Below are 16560 nucleotides of genomic sequence, written 5' to 3'. Positions count from 1 at the left end.
GGCAAAAGTATGGGATTGAATTTTCAATGACTATAAAAATATGTTTTATAATCATTGAAAACAAAAAAGATTCTGAGTAGATTTCAAGTTGTTATTACAAATTGCCTTAATCTTTCCAGTATGAAAATTTCGCGAATCCCGTCAAAAAAGATATTTTTAATATTTTTAGTTTTATTGGGCTGGTTTGCCTTGATTCTCCAATATTATTTATTGATAACAAACAAAAAAGCAGATATTTCAGAATTAACGATTAGGTTTTTTAGCTATTTTACTGTCCTTAGCAACCTCCTCGTTTCAATGAGTGCCACAGTATTATTGTTAAAGCCAAATATTGCATTGACAAACTTTTTGTCACTTCCCAAGACATTAACAGCCACCACAGTCTATATCGTTATTGTCAGCATAATTTATAATACGATACTACGCTTCATATGGCATCCAGAAGGCTTATTGAGGGTTGCCGACGAATTACTCCATTTAATTATACCTCTAATTTTTTTTATCTATTGGCTCGTATATGTCAAGAAAGACGAACTCCAATGGAGTGATTTTCTACCTTGGTTAATTTTTCCTTTCCTCTACATGATTTTTATTTTATTGAGCGGAGCTTTCTCGGGTTTCTATCCATATCCATTTTTTAATGTTATTCAGCTTGGTTATCCGAAAGTAATTATCAATGCCTCCTTTATAACCCTCGTCTTTATAATGGTTTCTTTCCTATTTATAGGCATTGGAAAGCTAATGACTAGAAATGTAGCCTTGAAATAAGTAGTATGATAGAAATATTGTAATCAGGCTTTTTGTAACTTCGCCCCAAAATATTTCATCTATGAAAAACGTCATCTATCGTATATTACTAAATCTTGTTTTCCTTGGTTCATTGTTATGCTCTTTTGTGAGTTTTGCTCAACAAGAACAATTATATATTACCTATCCGTTGATGCCGCTGAATGTAAATCCAGCTTATGCGGGCAGTCGCGAGGTAGTAAGTATGGCAGTACTGTATCGCCGTCGCCCGTTATTTAGTACAGTAGGTGCGGCCGCTACTAATCAACAGTATTTCAATTTTGATATGCCCATTGCTCAAGATAAAATGGCGATAGGTTTTCAAGCATACAGTGCTGATCAATTGATTGGTAACAATACAGGCGGTATTATCGGAAACTTAGGATTATACGGAGACTTCGCCTATCGTTTTACCTTACCCAATGACGGCAAATTAGCATTAGGCCTACAGGCTGGTGTTACGCAAGTGCCCGCATATATCTCATCAAATGGTGGAGGTGTTGGTACGACAGGATTTAATTCAAGTGTTGGCTTGGGGATTTATTACCATAATGATGATTATTACGCAGGTATTTCTTTATTGAATTTGAATGCCAATAAAAATGAATTCAACCAACCTTCGTTTATTACAGCAGGATATGTTTTTGATATCAATGATGACCTTCAGTTGAAGACGGGGATACTTGTCAGAAGGCTTTCAAACAACTATACTACCCGAACAGATGTTGACCTTAATGCAACAGCATGGATTAATAAGCGTTTTGGATTAGGAGTGTGGTATCAAAATACAGGGTCTGAATTTTCAAATAATGCTTTTTTAGGCTCTTTACAAATTCAATTCAGTAAAATTCAGCTTGGATATGCTTATGACTTTACGGGCAATTCAAACGGGGCAGTCGGGGCTAAGGAAGGCTTTCATCAGATAATGTTACGCTATGAATTTGATTCAGGTAATGGTAAATCGGGTGTTTTTAGATATTTCTGAAATAATCTTGCTATCTAAACGAGCGTTTATTATCTGTAAAAGCACTGGAATATATCGAAAACCTAAAAAAGCTGAACCAATAGTATAAAATAATTAACTTTTGAAGTTATTATTGTACTTTGTAAAGAAATGTACCCTTTTAGAATCATTAAAAGCTGTGCTATATAAATTTGGCATTCTTTCAATAAAAAACAAATAATTTTTATGTTTTAATTTGAAAGCTTAGCTTAACTTTGCCGTTAGAATAGAATAAGAACAAAAAAGAAACAAATAACGATAGTCCCAATTCTGGTTACGTCACATTATAATGGATCAATTTTCATACATTGCCAATGCTGATACGGCAGCGATTTCTGACCTTTATGAGTCATATTCAAAAGACCCTAATTCGGTAGATACAAGTTGGCAAAACTTTTTCAAAGGTTTTGATTTTCACGCAAATTGGAGTGACTCTGAAGGGGTGGCCAATGGTATAAAAAGTGAAGGCATTTCTTCGCCTGATACTTCAAACGTTCAGAAAGAAATGGCTGTAATTAGTTTAATTAAAGCCTTTCGTTCTCGTGGACACCTTCTAGCAAAAACCAATCCGATTCGTAATCGAAAAAACCGTCAGCCCCGTTTAGATTTGAAAGATTATTCTCTTTCAGAAGCTGATTTAGATACTAATTTTCAAGCTGGAAATTTCTTAGGCATCGGTGCTGTTTCTTTACGTAAGATACTAGAATCGCTTAATAAGATTTATGCAGGTTCTATCGGTTTTGAATATGCATATATCCGTGAGCCAGAAGTGAAAGAATGGCTACGTACTAAAATCGAAAGAGAAGCCTTATCGTTCAATCCTTCTATTGATGAAAAGAAACAAATCTTAACAAAATTGAACGAAGCAGTAGTTTTCGAGAACTTCTTGGGAACCAAATACTTAGGTCAAAAACGTTTTGGTTTGGAAGGTGGCGAGAGTACGATTCCTGCATTGGATGCTATCATCAACCGTTCAGCAGAATTAGGCGTGAAAGAAGCCATGATAGGGATGGCACACCGTGGTCGTTTGAATGTGCTTGCCAACATCATGCACAAGTCTTACGATGCTATTTTTGATGGTTTTGAAGGTAATCTTCCTGACCAAATTCATGGCGATGGTGACGTGAAATATCACTTAGGATATTCTTCAAAACATATTTCTCCGTCAGGTGTTGAAATTTCTTTGAAATTAGCTCCAAACCCTTCACACCTTGAGGCTGTAAATCCTTTGGTAGAAGGTTTTTGTCGTGCTAGAGCAGATGCTCACTACGAAGGAGATTACGATAAAATTTTGCCAATTTTGATTCATGGTGATGCCGCCGTTGCTGGTCAGGGTATTGTTTATGAAGTAACACAAATGGCAAAGCTAAAAGGTTACGAAGTAGGTGGAACTATCCACTTTGTGATTAATAACCAAGTAGGGTTTACAACAGACTTTGAAGATGCTCGTTCGTCAATCTATTGTACAGACGTTGCTAAAATCATTGATGCACCTGTATTCCACGTAAATGGTGATGACCCTGAAGCGGTAGTTTTTGTATCTAAAATGGCAGCTGAGTTCCGTCAGCAATTCAACCGTGATGTGTTTATTGATATGGTTTGTTACCGTAGAAATGGGCATAACGAATCTGACGAACCTCGCTTTACTCAGCCAACACTTTATGCAAATATTACGAATCACTTAAATCCAAGAGAGTTATATACTCAAAAATTGATTGCTAGGGGTGATATCGATGCAAAATTGGCTTCAGAGATGGATTCTGAGTTTAAGAGTGAATTACAAGCTCGTTTAGATTTAGTAAAACAAAAAATTCGTCCTGAATACCATCCTTTAAAATTGGATAACCGTTGGGCTGAATTACGTTATGCTAATCTAGCAGATTTTGATAATTCTCCGAAAACAAGTATTTCAAAAGAAGCTATCGATAAAATTGCTGCATCGCTTTCAAAATTGCCTGCTGGTTTTACAGCCTTGAAGCAAATTGAAAAAGTATTAGCAGATAGAAAAGGATTCTTTGAAAATGGTATATTGAACTGGGCAACTGCTGAAGCATTGGCTTATGGTTCGTTATTGTTGGAAGGCAAACCCGTAAGAGTATCAGGACAGGATGTACAGCGCGGAACGTTCTCGCACCGTCATGCTGTTTTACATGATGCCAATACCAATGAATCATATACTTCTTTAAATTATATTGAGGAAGGACAAGAGCAATTACAAATTTTTAACTCATTATTGTCAGAATATGCAGTATTGGGTTTTGAGTTTGGTTATGCTTTAGCAAACCCTGATACATTGGTTATTTGGGAAGCTCAGTTTGGGGATTTCTCAAATGGTGCCCAAACAATGATTGACCAATTTATTGCTTCTTGTGAGTCTAAATGGGGAACAATGAATGGTTTGGTAATGCAGTTACCACATGGTTATGAAGGTCAAGGACCTGAGCATTCAAACGCTCGTCCAGAAAGATATTTACAATTAGCAGCCGAAGAGAATATAGTAGTAACAAACCTCACTACGCCAGCTAACCTTTTCCATGCTTTGCGTCGTCAATTAGCTTGGGAATTCCGTAAGCCATTGGTGATGATGTCTCCAAAATCATTGTTCCGTCATCCAAAAGTAGTTTCACCAATCAGTGATTTTACAGATGGAAAATTTGAAGAAGTTTATGGAGATACTTTTGTAGAAGCAAAAAAAGTGAAGAAAGTATTGCTTTGTAGCGGTAAAGTTTATTTTGATTTGTTAGACAAACAAGCTAAAGATAACCGTACAGATGTAGCCATCATTCGTGTAGAGCAATTACAACCATTCCCTACTACAAAAGTTCAGGCAGAGATAGATAAATATCCTAAAGCAAAAGTGTACTGGGTACAAGAAGAACCAGAAAACATGGGATATTGGTCATTCGTTATTCGCGAATTTGGCTGGAAACCATTTGAAGGCTTAGTAGCACGTAAAAAATCAGCTTCGCCTGCAACAGGTTTCTTAAAAGTTCATAATGAAGAACAAGCTGCATTAATAGAAAGAGCATTCGCGTAAAAATAAATTTGTTGGTTACTCATGCTTGAATGGGTAACCAACTTTTATTAATTCATAGGGTTACCAGTGTTTTAGATTAAACAAGTTTTAGAGACAACGCTTGTAATTCATCAATCAACTTAAATTATAGTAACTAAGTATTTTAATCATATAGTTTTGGTTTTTAGAGATATCATCAATTCTAAAATCTAAATTCTAAATTATAAATTCAGAATATGGCAATTGAAATGAAAGTACCGCCAGTAGGCGAGTCAATAACAGAGGTAACTATCGCCGCTTGGAATAAAAAAGACGGAGATACTGTTAAAATGGATGAAGTTTTGTGTGAACTAGAATCAGACAAAGCCACTTTTGAACTCCCAGCCGAAGCTGAAGGCGTCTTGAAAATCGTTGCTAAAGAAGGTGATACTTTACCGATTGGTGCTGTTATATGTATTATTGAAACAGTAGGGGGACAAGTTGCTCCTGCTCCAGCAGAGCCTGCGTCAGCTACTCAAGAAGCAACTGCGCCTGCACCTTCTGCTCCAGCTCAAGCACCAGTAGCTAATACAGAAGCTCCAAAAACGATTGAAATTAAAGTTCCTGCCGTCGGAGAATCAATTACAGAAGTAACGGTTTCTTCATGGAACAAAAAAGAAGGAGATTCAGTAAACATGGACGAAGTATTATGTGAACTAGAATCAGATAAAGCAACTTTTGAACTTCCTGCTGAAGCAACAGGAACATTACATATTGTAGCCGAAGCAGGTACTACCTTGCCAATCGGTGGAATAGTAGCCACTATCACTATAGGTGCTGGTCAGGCTGTAGCGACTTCTGTACCAGCGGCAGCTCCTACTGCACCAGAAGCACCAGCTTCAAGCACATCAGCTACTAGTTATGCAGCAGGGCATGCTTCGCCAGCGGCAGCTAAAGCATTAGCAGAAAAAGGTATCGACCCAGCAAATGTTCAAGGTTCTGGTGTAGGTGGACGTATTACGAAAGAAGATGCTCAATCAGCACAAAAACCAGTAGCTGTGCCAACGCCTGCTCCTGCTAAAGCGTCTGAGCCAGCTCCAGTAGCAGCTCCATCAACGTCAGGTAGAGGAGAAAGAACGGAGAAAATGACTTCTTTACGTAAGACAGTAGCCCGTCGTTTGGTTCAAGTGAAAAACGAAACAGCGATGTTAACTACTTTCAACGAAGTAGACATGAAACCAATCATGGATCTTCGTGGAAAATACAAAGATAAATTCAAAGAGAAACACGGTGTTGGTTTAGGCTTTATGTCATTCTTTACCAAAGCAGTTTGTGTAGCTTTAAAAGAATTCCCAGCAGTGAATGCTTCAATTGATGGAGACTCAATCGTTTTCCATGATTATTGCGATATTTCAATTGCGGTTTCTGCTCCAAAAGGTTTAGTAGTTCCTGTTATCAGAAATGCAGAACAATTATCTTTAGCAGGTATTGAGTCAGAAGTAATTCGTTTGGCTGTAAAAGCAAGAGATAATAAATTGACTTTACCAGAAATGACAGGTGGAACGTTTACTATCACTAACGGTGGTGTATTTGGTTCGATGTTATCAACGCCAATTATCAATGCTCCTCAATCAGCTATTTTAGGGATGCACAATATCGTAGAACGTGCTGTTGTAGTTGGTGGACAGATTGTAGTTCGTCCGATTATGTACATTGCTCTTTCTTATGACCACAGAATTATCGACGGTAGAGAATCAGTTTCATTCTTAGTAAGAGTAAAACAACTTCTTGAAGACCCAACACGTCTATTGCTAGATGTATAGCATTTTATAAATCAATTGAGACACCTTAAAGTGTCTCAATTGATTTAATAATATATAATCTTTTTCTACTCAATGTCTAACTACGAATATTCGACCTATAGTATTTCTATCAATAGTGAAGAACCAGAATGGGATGAATTTGAAGAAATTGACGAAAAGTTTCTGGCAGAAACACTTAATAAAGCAGCTAGAAACGGATGGGAACTTGTTAGTATTATTCCTGTTGTAGTAAAAGGAACTACTGTTCAAATAGTAATAACTTATAAAAGAACAGTACTGTACTAAATGCTTTTTCTTGTTAATCAAAAATCAATTTAAGTAATAAAACCTGATGGCCGACAGCTAATCACTGAATGCCAAAAGTTAATAATATGCAATACGACGTAATAGTAATCGGTTCTGGGCCGGGTGGCTATGTAGCTGCAATCCGTGCCGCACAATTAGGCAACAAGACTGCCATCATTGAGAAATATTCAGTTTTGGGAGGTACTTGCCTTAATGTAGGTTGTATTCCTTCAAAAGCTCTTTTAGATTCTTCTGAGCATTTTCATAATGCTGCTCATACTTTTGCTGACCACGGTATCGAAATCTCTGCTCCGAAAATTAATATCGAGCAAATGATTAACCGTAAGGCAGGGGTTGTGAAGAAAATGAACGATGGGATTAATTTCTTGATGAAGAAAAACAAGATTACTGTTCATAATGGCTTAGGTTCATTCATTGATAAAAACACTATTAATGTTGCTAAGGCTGACGGTACTTCTGAACAGATTACGGGTAAAAATATTATTATTGCTACGGGTTCTAAACCAACGGCATTGCCTTTTATTCCTATTGATAAAAAGAGAGTAATTACTTCAACGGAAGCCTTGAACTTACAAGAAGTTCCAAAACATCTTGTAGTAATTGGTGCTGGGGTAATCGGAGCAGAGTTAGGTTCGGTGTATGCTCGCTTGGGTGCTAAAGTAAGTTTTGTTGAATTTGCTGATTCGATGATTCCTACGATGGATAAAACGATGGGTAAAGAATTACAAAAATCGATTAAGAAATTAGGTGCTGAGTATTATTTCTCTCATAAAGTTACGAGTGTTGTAAACAATGGAGACGATGTAACGGTAACAGCTAAAAATAGTAAAGACGAAGACGTACAAATTACAGGCGACTATGTGTTGGTTTGTATCGGTCGCCGTCCATATACTGATGGCTTGAATCTTGAAGCAGCAGGGTTAACAACTGAGCGTGGTAAGATTGAAGTTGATGAGCATACTTTGCAAACAAAAGTGCCAGGAATCTATGCGATTGGGGATGTGATTCGTGGAGCAATGTTAGCACACAAAGCAGAGGAAGAAGGTGTTTTTGTAGCAGAGACTATTGCAGGACAAAAACCACACATCAACTATAATTTGATTCCAGGCGTTGTATATACTTGGCCAGAAGTAGCTTCTGTAGGTAAAACTGAAGAAGAATTGAAAACGGCTGGAAAGGCTTATAAAGTAGGTTCATTCCCATTCAAAGCGTTAGGTCGTGCTACGGCATCAGGTGATACTGACGGCTTAGTGAAAGTATTAGCAGATAAGGCTACTGACGAAATATTAGGCGTACACATCATTGGCGCAAGAGCAGCAGATATGATTGCCGAGGCTGTAGTAGCCATGGAATATCGTGCTAGTGCAGAAGACGTAGCAAGAATGTCTCACTCGCACCCAACTTATACCGAGGCGATGAAAGAAGCTTGTTTAGCAGCGACTGAAAACCGTGCAATTCATTCTTAATCTAAGAATAAATGATAAAAATCAAAGGCTTGGAGGGTTGTCCCTCCAAGCCTTTTTTATTAGCTTTGGGAAATAAACCAATAATAATCATGGAAAAACCGTTTGTAAGTTTTTTTACTTTAGTGAGAATTTCAATAATTTTTATTTCAGTGGTGTGTCTGAATGGCTGTAGCCAAAAGAAAAACGAAGATAGTAAGATAGATTCGAGTACAAATGCTAAGCGACATTCAAAAATTATTGCAAGACCAGATACCATTCAAGAACTATATTTAGAGGATATTTTAGCTTGTGTGAATTTTGAGGGGCTTACTAAAAAGTATGGAGCAGAGAATGTCAAGAAAGACGTAATAGTAGAAACTGGCGAAGGACAGTTTAAAATAACAAAGCTTTATCCTGATACTGAAAAAGAAGTAGAAGTTTATTGGAAAGACGGCAAAGAATATCAGCAGATTCAGGATGTAATGATACGAGTGCGTTATACGAAAGATGAGAAAACAGATTTTAGTTCGCCTTGGAGTTCAAAAAATGGCATTCATTTAGGGATGAAACTAGCTGAAATTGTTCAGTTAAATGGCAAAACGTTTACAATTACTGGCTTTGGATGGGATTTAGGAGGAAGCGTAGTAAGTTGGGAAGGAGGAAAGCTCGCGGGTAAAAATATCAATGTTCGCTTTAATGATTTTTCAGATGATAATGGAGGATTGACACCGCAAGAATTTAATGCTATTTCAGGCGAGATGGAATTTGATGTTTTACATTCGTCTATCACCAAGTTGAACCCTTCTGTTGACCAAATTTCTGTTTTTATTAAACCAGCAATCACAAAAGACCAAGGACAAAAAATGGTAAAAGAAGTAGAAGCTAAGCAGATGAAGAAGTAGCTTTAAGCTCTTAGCTTTGAGAAGTGAGCTTTGAGCTTTTGAATGTGCACAATAACGAATATTTATCTTCTTTTTCTATTAGGGTGCGACTTAAGTCGCACCCTAATAGAAATTATATCTCAAAGCTCACTTCTCAAAGCTCACTTCTCAAAGCTGAAGGCTCATAGCTGACCGCTACTTAAGCTTCTCATTCTCCAAATGCCTAGTAGCATCACGTTTTGTTTTCTTGTCTAGGTTTTTTTGTAAAGCTTCTGTCAAATTGATACCTGTTTGATTCGCCAGACATATTAACACGAACAATACATCCGCCATTTCATCCCCTAAATCTTTAGCCTTATCAGATTCCTTTTCAGACTGTTCTCCATATCTACGAGCAATTATTCTTGCTACTTCGCCTACCTCTTCCGTAAGCATTGCCATATTGGTCAGTTCATTAAAATAACGAACGCCAATGGTTTTTATCCAATTATCAACCGTGCTTTGTGCTTCTTCGATAGTCATTTTTGATGCAGTGTTTTACTGAAAAAACTACCCATAAAACCTCCAAACAAACAAGGAAGAGGTGAAATATAAGTAGAGAATTGATTGATATTAGGAAATTTTGCTTCTATTCCTAAAAACTGGGCAAGATAAAAACCAGCAAAAATTCCGACTATTAATTGAATCGCCGAAATCCAACCTTTTTTTGGTTCTAAGTAACCAATTACTAAAGCCGAAAGTAGGATAACAAAAAGAGGCCAATGTACTACATCAGCATTCAGATTTACTGCTATAATCACCAAAGTGGCAGCAATCGTTACAATAGTATTGCGTATCATTTTAAAAAGACTAAATTTTATGCTTGGAATCTATCACAATCGTAACAGGACCATCATTGATAAGCGATACTTTCATATCTGCCCCAAATTCGCCTGTTTGTATATTTTTGCCTAAATCTTTGGATAACTGTTGTATCATTTGTTCGTACAAAGGAATAGCAACTTCTGGACGAGCCGCCTCAATAAAACTTGGTCTGTTGCCCTTTTTAGTACTAGCGTGTAATGTAAATTGACTAATTAGCAAAATATCACCATTTATAGTATTGAGGTCAAGATTCATTTTTCCTTCTTCATCAGAGAAAATTCTCATGCCAACAATTTTTTTAGAAAGCCATTCTACGTCTTCCAAAGTATCTGCATGAGTAATCCCTAATAATATCAAAAAGCCAGTTTGGATACTTCCTTTTATATTACCCTCTATTTTTACCGAAGCCTCAGCAACTCTTTGTATAACTGCAATCATAATCTACATCAAGAAAAAAACAATTAATAAATAAATGCCGTAGCCTAAAAGGTCGTTGGTGGTGGTGATAAATGGCCCCGAAGCAATGGCTGGATTAATCTCAAATTTATTCAGTACCAAAGGAGTAATTGTACCCATGAATGATGCCAATAAAACAACTGCAAATAATGATAAAGATACCGTAAGGGATAAATGAACATTGGCGCCATCTACTGCTAATGAACCTATAAAAGCTACTACACCAGCGATAAAAGCATTTAATAAAGCTACTTTTAAAACTTTCCAGAGACGTTCCTTTAAAGGAATATCGATACCAGATTTATCGGCTAAACTTTGTACAATCAGTGAAGAAGATTGGATTCCTACGTTTCCACCTGTTGAACCAATTAAAGGAATAAAGGCAGCTACGGCGGCTGTGATTTCAATAATATTACCAAGTGTATCAATGAGTTTTGCTGCAATAAAGCTCCCGAACATACCTGCAATTAACCAAGGCAAACGAGAACGCACCAATAGCCAAACGCTATCGTCTTCTTCTACGTCTTCCGAGATACCAGTCATCGCTTGAACATCCTCTTGAGCAGACTCAGTAATAAAATCGACCACGTCATCAATGGTAATTCTTCCTAGCAAACGTCCTTGAATATTTACCACTGGCACAGCATCCAAATCGTATTTCTGCATTACATCGGCAACCTCTTCGCCTGTGGCGGTAGTTTTTACAGAAACAATATCTTCATCATATATATCCGATACTTTGGCTCCTCTTTTAGCAAGAATTATTCTTTTTAAAGATACTCTGCCTAATAGAATACTTTCATCATCAACCACATAGACGGCAGATACGTTTTCTACATCCTCGGCTTGTCTTCTTATTTCTTCAATACATTCAGTGATAGACTGCTTTATGTTGATTTTGATTAACTCTTTTTGCATCAAACCACCAGCTGAGTCTTCGTCATAGTGCATCAAATCGTTCACAAAACGAGCTTGCTCTCTGTCTTTCAACAAACCGATAATATCCTCAGAAATATCTTTAGGTTGTTCGTTCAGAATATCAACGGCGTCATCTGAATCCAACACGTCAATGTATTCCGCAATTTCCTTTGCTGTAAAATTCTTGAGGAATTTCTTGCGATCATCAGCATCAAGATTAGTGATGATTTCAGCACCTAATTTTTTGTCTAATAACTTTACTAAATAATGAGACTCTTCACCGTTCAACTCATACAAAATATTAGTTATATCTGCTGGATATAACTCTCCCATTTCAGCGATGATTAACTCATTTTCATGCTCTGAGATGGCAGTCTGTATTTTTTCTAAGTATTCCTTTGTGAGTTCAAAAGGAGTAAGTTCAAAAGGTTGTTGATTTGTCGATTCCATGATTTTGTAGCCCCAGCAATTATTTGGATGGACTAAATAGTTAGAGGATTTTACTCAATAATCGGAGCATTATCTTCGGCTAGCCGAGTTAGTTCAAGAAAATCGGCTACAGATAATTGCTCTGCACGTTTATTTAAAAACGGATTTTCAGGTAATTGTAAGGCTCTCAAGGCATTTCTTAGTGTTTTACGACGCTGATTAAACCCCATTTTTACAATAGCCTTAAATTTACTTTCGGATACGCCCAAATCCGATACATTATTTCTTTTTAGGCGAATTACGCCAGAATTTACTTTTGGTGGTGGTGAAAATACTTCAGGTCCCAACGAAAAGCAGTACTCAATATCATAAAATGCCTGTAAGAGGACACTCAAAATACCATAATCTTTGTTGCCAGGCTTTGAAGCAATCCTTACGGCTACTTCTTTCTGAAACATACCAGCGATTTCTGGTACATAATCTTTATAGTCGAGGACTTTAAATAAAATCTGTGAAGAAATATTATATGGGAAATTGCCCACAATGCCGAATTTTTGACCATTGAAGAAGGTCGATAAATCCTGATGTAAAAAATCGGCTGAATGGATTCTTCCCTTCAATTGTGGATAATGTATATTGAGGTATTCGACCGACTCACGGTCTAGTTCAACTACCGAAGTTTGATATTCTGTATGTTGTAATAAAAATTGAGTAAGTACGCCCATTCCTGGTCCAATTTCCATCACTTGGTCATAGCCCCCATGAAGTGACATCAGCTCTACAATTTTTCTTGCTGCCTCTAAATCTCTTAGAAAATGTTGTCCTAGACTTTTTTTAGCTCTTACGTCTTTCAATGATTCTGTCGTTGGTTTTTGGATGTTAAATAATGTCAAAAAGACTAATGAATTGCTTTTATTCCTTAAAATTACGCCGTTTTTTGTACTTTTAAGATAAAATTTCGTTAAAATCGAAAAGGAAAATAACCAAGAACAAAAGCTATGCGTTGGTCTCATAAAACAAAAGAAGAATTAATCATAGAAATTCGTCACCTCAAAAAAGAATTAAGAGTATTAGAAGCCAATGAAAGAGCAGGCGAAATGCCGCCCTCAATGGCTGCTGAATTAGAAAAGGCTGTAGAGAATCTTAATTTAGTAGGGATGGTGCTGGAGGATAATGGTACGATATTGTATTGTAATGCCTTTTCTATGAGGATGTTAGGGTATCAGCCAGATGAATTGATTGGTAAAAACTTTTTTGATGTATTGGTGCCAAGTGAAGAGAAGGTGCAAAGGATAACCTCTTTTCAAGATGCCATGGAAAAAGGAGGATTGTTTGACCAAAAAGAAAGAACTATGCTTGCAAAGAGTGGGCAAGTAAAATACGTTGAACTGAATTCTACCATTTTTAATGATGCGGGCGATGATACAAGGTACTTAACAATCATTGGTGAAGATGTTACTGAACGTAGAAAAGTAGCCGAAGCTTTAGCACGTTCTAATGCTCAGTTACAAGACTTAATCACTAATACTACCGACGTAATTCAAATCACGAGTATTTCTGGGCGATTTTTGTATGTAAATAAGTCTTGGTTAGAAACCATGGGCTATGAGTCGAACGAATTAGCCGCTTTAAGGTTAAAAGATATTCTTCACCCAGACTTTGCCAAAGATGCCCTTGAGAAATTTGAGAAGGTAAAAAATGGTGTCAATATTCCTGATTTTGAGGTAGTTTTTAGAAGAAAAGATGGTCGCCGACTTTACTTAGCAGGTTCAGTAAACTGTCGTTTCGAGAAAGATGTACCCACTGCTTTTCGCTGTATTTTTCATAATTCAACGGCTAAAGTAAGGGCAGAGCGAGCATCAAAGTTATATGCAAGTATTGCACAGGCAACGATTCGTTCTACCAATTTGGATGATTTATATGTTAACATTCATAAAGAGTTAGGAGAGGTAATTGACGTAAAAAACTTCTTTATCGCTCAATATGATTCTGCAAAATCGTTCTTATATTTCCCTTATTATGTCGATGAATATTTTGATAGTCGAGTGAATTTTACTAAACGAAAGTTGGGGAATGGACTAACAGAATATGCCATTGCGGCCAATAGACCTTTAATTTTAAGGGATGATGACATTTTTAAATTGGCTGAAGACAAAACAATTTATTTATATGGTGTAGTACCCAAAGTGATGATTTGCGTACCTCTGAGAATAGGGAATAAAGTAACGGGAATCATTGGCTTAAAATCGTATGAACGTCAGAATAAATATGAACAACGAGATTTAGAGTTACTTGACTTTATCTCTGGTCAGGTAGCACTAGCTATTGCCCGTAAGCAGGCAGAAGATATTTTGGCTCGTGAAACAGCCCGATTGAACGCTATTATTGAAGGTAGTTCACACTTAATGTGGTCGGTGAATCGTAAGATGTTGTTAACATCTTTCAATAAAGAATATTCTCAATTGATAGAAAACCAATTAAATCTAAAGCCACAATTGATGTTGAGTACAGAGAAAGTTGGTTTTAGAATGGTTTCTGCGGCGGATAGGAGGGTATTAGAAGAAAAATATAAAGCTGCATTTAGAGGAGAGCAACAGCATTTTGAAGTAAAGCTAGATTCGGAGGATGGTAACCCGAATTGGATAGAAATTTATCTTAACCCAATTTTCTTAAATAATGGTATGATTGAGGAGGTATCGGGGATAGGGCGAGATATAACCGATTTAAAGAAATATCAACAAGACATTGTTAAGGCAAAAGATGAAGCGGAACGTTCGTTAAAAGTAAAAGAGCGGTTTTTGGCCAATATGAGCCACGAGATTAGGACACCTATGAACGGTGTAATCGGGATGATAGACTTATTGAACGATACTGCACTGGATATAGAGCAAAAAGACTATGTTCAAACCATTAAAAAATCATCAGAAACACTCTTACATATCCTAAATGATATTTTAGATTTAGCTAAAATTGAAGCAGGGAAAATGGCTTTGCATGAAGCACCAATTGTTTTCAAAGATGTTTTTGATAGATTACAAGCACTTTTCTCACAGATTGCAGCCAATAAAGGCAATAGAATTATCTGTGAATTTGGCGAGAATTTGCCAGAGTTTGTGATTGCGGATGAAACACGTCTTTTACAGATTTTGTCCAATCTTACTTCCAATGCTTTGAAATTTACCGAGAATGGAACCGTAAATATCAAGGTAAATCTGGTGCAAAAAAGAGGAAAGTTTAATAGAATACGTGTTGAGATAAAAGATTCTGGGATTGGTATTACAGAAGAAAACCTGAAAATGCTTTTCAATGCGTTTCAACAAGTGGATAATTCTACTAAAAAATCTTTTGGTGGTACAGGCTTAGGATTAGCCATTTCAAAAGAGCTTTGTCGTTTGATGAAAGGTGAAATAGGCGTTTATTCAGACTGGGGCAAAGGTTCTACTTTTTGGTTTATCATCGAAATCAAGCAAACGGATATTAGCCCAATGATGGCTAAAAAAGACGAAGTAGCATTCCAAGTTGTAGGTCATTTTAGTGATATCACGCCTTATATTTTACTAGTAGATGATAATGCAACTAACCGAAAAGTGGCAAGCGAAATCATGCGCAAAGCTGGGTGTGAAGTAATTACAGCCGATTCGGGTAAAAAAGCCATTGCTTTGGTAGAAAAATCATTAGGAGAAAAACCGTTTGACGTAATATTCATGGATATTCAGATGCCTGAAATGGATGGTGTAGAGACCACTCATCGATTAAGAGCATTATCAGATAACCTGCCACCGATTATTGCCATGACGGCTTATGCCATGCGCGAAGACCGTGACCGTTTTATGGCCAACGGGATGAATGATTATGTTCCTAAACCAATCAGGGCTGAAATATTGGTAAGAAAAGTCAGGGAATGGGTTGAAAGAGGGAACAATCACAAAAAGAACCCTATTAAAACAATTAATACGGCAGGTTCAATGAAAGCTGAGATAACCTCAGTAGCAGATGATAAATCAACTGAAAAAGTAAATACCCCTGCTGAAATCTCACTAGACTCACTGCCTGTGCTTGATCAAGAAATTATCAAACAGCTTGCCAATAGTGTTGGCGGAGATATGAGCTTCGTGAGTTCTATTCTGGAGGGTTTTGAAGAAGAAGCCACCGAACAGATTCACCTTGCTATTGAAGGATTTCATTCTAGCAATTGCAAACAAGTACAAAGCGAACTTCATACGTTGAAAGGTAATTCGGGAACATTAGGGGCGTCTCGTTTACACGAGATAACAAGAATTATTGAAGAAAAAGCCAAACACTGCGATTTTAGATTTTTTGAGAAGGAAATCTTGATTTTACAAGATGAGTTTGAAGCATTTAAAGAAGCCTATAAGAAGTTATAAAAAAAGGTACAATGCTTACGGCATTGTACCTATAATGTGTGTTTTAACCACTACTATTCGCTATAGAATTTTATCAGATAATTATTTTGTTGATGAAAAAAGTCAGAAAATGACCTTCCTGTAATTCAAAAAAGTTCGACAAAAATAAAGCATGTTTTCTGATATTTTCAAATTTTTTAAAATATCAGAAAAACACAATGGTATATAATTAATTGTCTTTTAATTATTTAGCATTCTAGTTTGTATTTTTAGGGTTAGCCATGACAGAA

Annotated in this window: 13 protein-coding genes; 8 read left to right on the top strand and 5 right to left on the bottom strand. The window is 36.7% G+C overall.

Annotated elements, in window-relative coordinates:
- The first annotated feature begins 120 nt into the window (after window positions 1-120).
- The 7 genes from AC07XN_RS05590 to AC07XN_RS05560 all read left to right on the top strand — a co-directional run bounded on the left by AC07XN_RS05590 (window position 121) and on the right by AC07XN_RS05560 (window position 9260).
- Entirely contained in the window at window positions 121-768 is a 648-nt protein-coding gene (locus AC07XN_RS05590) for a Pr6Pr family membrane protein (protein WP_494742311.1), read from the top strand.
- A 61-nt stretch (window positions 769-829) separates the two neighbouring features.
- Complete coding sequence (locus tag AC07XN_RS05585) at window positions 830-1771, top strand: PorP/SprF family type IX secretion system membrane protein (RefSeq protein ID WP_494742310.1); 942 nt, start codon at window positions 830-832, stop codon at window positions 1769-1771.
- A 307-nt stretch (window positions 1772-2078) separates the two neighbouring features.
- Window positions 2079-4826, top strand: coding sequence for a 2-oxoglutarate dehydrogenase E1 component (locus AC07XN_RS05580; RefSeq protein WP_309912233.1), 2748 nt, complete (start codon window positions 2079-2081; stop codon window positions 4824-4826).
- A 215-nt stretch (window positions 4827-5041) separates the two neighbouring features.
- Complete coding sequence (odhB, locus tag AC07XN_RS05575; RefSeq protein WP_494742309.1) at window positions 5042-6607, top strand: 2-oxoglutarate dehydrogenase complex dihydrolipoyllysine-residue succinyltransferase; 1566 nt, start codon at window positions 5042-5044, stop codon at window positions 6605-6607.
- A gap of 72 nt (window positions 6608-6679) precedes the next feature.
- Entirely contained in the window at window positions 6680-6892 is a 213-nt protein-coding gene (locus tag AC07XN_RS05570) for a DUF4177 domain-containing protein (protein ID WP_494742308.1), read from the top strand.
- Between the two features lie 86 nt (window positions 6893-6978).
- Window positions 6979-8379 carry a dihydrolipoyl dehydrogenase gene (gene lpdA / locus AC07XN_RS05565; protein WP_323249227.1) on the top strand — a complete coding sequence of 467 codons (1401 nt, stop codon included), beginning with the start codon at window positions 6979-6981 and terminating at the stop codon, window positions 8377-8379.
- Between the two features lie 89 nt (window positions 8380-8468).
- The gene (locus AC07XN_RS05560) at window positions 8469-9260 is read left to right on the top strand and encodes a hypothetical protein (RefSeq protein WP_494742307.1); all 792 of its coding nucleotides are present in this window, start codon (window positions 8469-8471) and stop codon (window positions 9258-9260) included.
- 174 nt (window positions 9261-9434) lie between these two features.
- Here AC07XN_RS05560 and AC07XN_RS05555 read toward each other — a convergent pair whose 3' ends face one another.
- From AC07XN_RS05555 to rsmA, 5 genes are read right to left on the bottom strand one after another with little or no spacing between them, the layout of a single operon-like run.
- Window positions 9435-9761, bottom strand: a complete 327-nt coding sequence (locus tag AC07XN_RS05555) for a nucleotide pyrophosphohydrolase (RefSeq protein ID WP_184132504.1) — start codon at window positions 9759-9761, stop codon at window positions 9435-9437.
- A complete protein-coding gene (locus tag AC07XN_RS05550; RefSeq protein WP_309912222.1) occupies window positions 9758-10078 on the bottom strand; it encodes a hypothetical protein in 321 nt (106 codons plus the stop codon). The genes AC07XN_RS05555 and AC07XN_RS05550 overlap by 4 nt, the downstream gene beginning before the upstream one ends.
- A 10-nt stretch (window positions 10079-10088) precedes the next feature.
- Entirely contained in the window at window positions 10089-10541 is a 453-nt protein-coding gene (gene dtd / locus AC07XN_RS05545; protein ID WP_309912221.1) for a D-aminoacyl-tRNA deacylase, read from the bottom strand.
- A 3-nt stretch (window positions 10542-10544) separates the two neighbouring features.
- Window positions 10545-11927 carry a magnesium transporter gene (gene mgtE, locus AC07XN_RS05540; protein WP_494742306.1) on the bottom strand — a complete coding sequence of 461 codons (1383 nt, stop codon included), beginning with the start codon at window positions 11925-11927 and terminating at the stop codon, window positions 10545-10547.
- A gap of 50 nt (window positions 11928-11977) precedes the next feature.
- Window positions 11978-12799, bottom strand: a complete 822-nt coding sequence (gene rsmA / locus AC07XN_RS05535; RefSeq protein WP_309958959.1) for a 16S rRNA (adenine(1518)-N(6)/adenine(1519)-N(6))-dimethyltransferase RsmA — start codon at window positions 12797-12799, stop codon at window positions 11978-11980.
- A gap of 105 nt (window positions 12800-12904) precedes the next feature.
- Between rsmA and AC07XN_RS05530 the strand changes: the two genes are divergently transcribed.
- Window positions 12905-16291, top strand: coding sequence for a PAS domain S-box protein (locus AC07XN_RS05530; protein WP_494742305.1), 3387 nt, complete (start codon window positions 12905-12907; stop codon window positions 16289-16291).
- The last annotated feature ends 269 nt before the right edge of the window (window positions 16292-16560 follow it).

The sequence above is a fragment of the Arcicella sp. GW458-12-2-14-TSB2 genome, from assembly GCF_059423785.1.
The sequence above is the reverse complement of the archived record's forward strand: the minus strand, read 5'-3'. Positions and strand labels throughout refer to the sequence as shown.

Coding starts and splice junctions, on each gene's coding strand:
- AC07XN_RS05570 (WP_494742308.1), top strand. CDS start 6,680: ATGTCTAACTACGAATATTCGACCTATAGTATTTCTATCAATAGTGAA.
- AC07XN_RS05585 (WP_494742310.1), top strand. CDS start 830: ATGAAAAACGTCATCTATCGTATATTACTAAATCTTGTTTTCCTTGGT.
- mgtE (WP_494742306.1), bottom strand. CDS start 11,927: ATGGAATCGACAAATCAACAACCTTTTGAACTTACTCCTTTTGAACTC.
- dtd (WP_309912221.1), bottom strand. CDS start 10,541: ATGATTGCAGTTATACAAAGAGTTGCTGAGGCTTCGGTAAAAATAGAG.
- AC07XN_RS05590 (WP_494742311.1), top strand. CDS start 121: ATGAAAATTTCGCGAATCCCGTCAAAAAAGATATTTTTAATATTTTTA.
- AC07XN_RS05580 (WP_309912233.1), top strand. CDS start 2,079: ATGGATCAATTTTCATACATTGCCAATGCTGATACGGCAGCGATTTCT.
- odhB (WP_494742309.1), top strand. CDS start 5,042: ATGGCAATTGAAATGAAAGTACCGCCAGTAGGCGAGTCAATAACAGAG.
- lpdA (WP_323249227.1), top strand. CDS start 6,979: ATGCAATACGACGTAATAGTAATCGGTTCTGGGCCGGGTGGCTATGTA.
- AC07XN_RS05550 (WP_309912222.1), bottom strand. CDS start 10,078: ATGATACGCAATACTATTGTAACGATTGCTGCCACTTTGGTGATTATA.
- AC07XN_RS05555 (WP_184132504.1), bottom strand. CDS start 9,761: ATGACTATCGAAGAAGCACAAAGCACGGTTGATAATTGGATAAAAACC.
- AC07XN_RS05530 (WP_494742305.1), top strand. CDS start 12,905: ATGCGTTGGTCTCATAAAACAAAAGAAGAATTAATCATAGAAATTCGT.
- AC07XN_RS05560 (WP_494742307.1), top strand. CDS start 8,469: ATGGAAAAACCGTTTGTAAGTTTTTTTACTTTAGTGAGAATTTCAATA.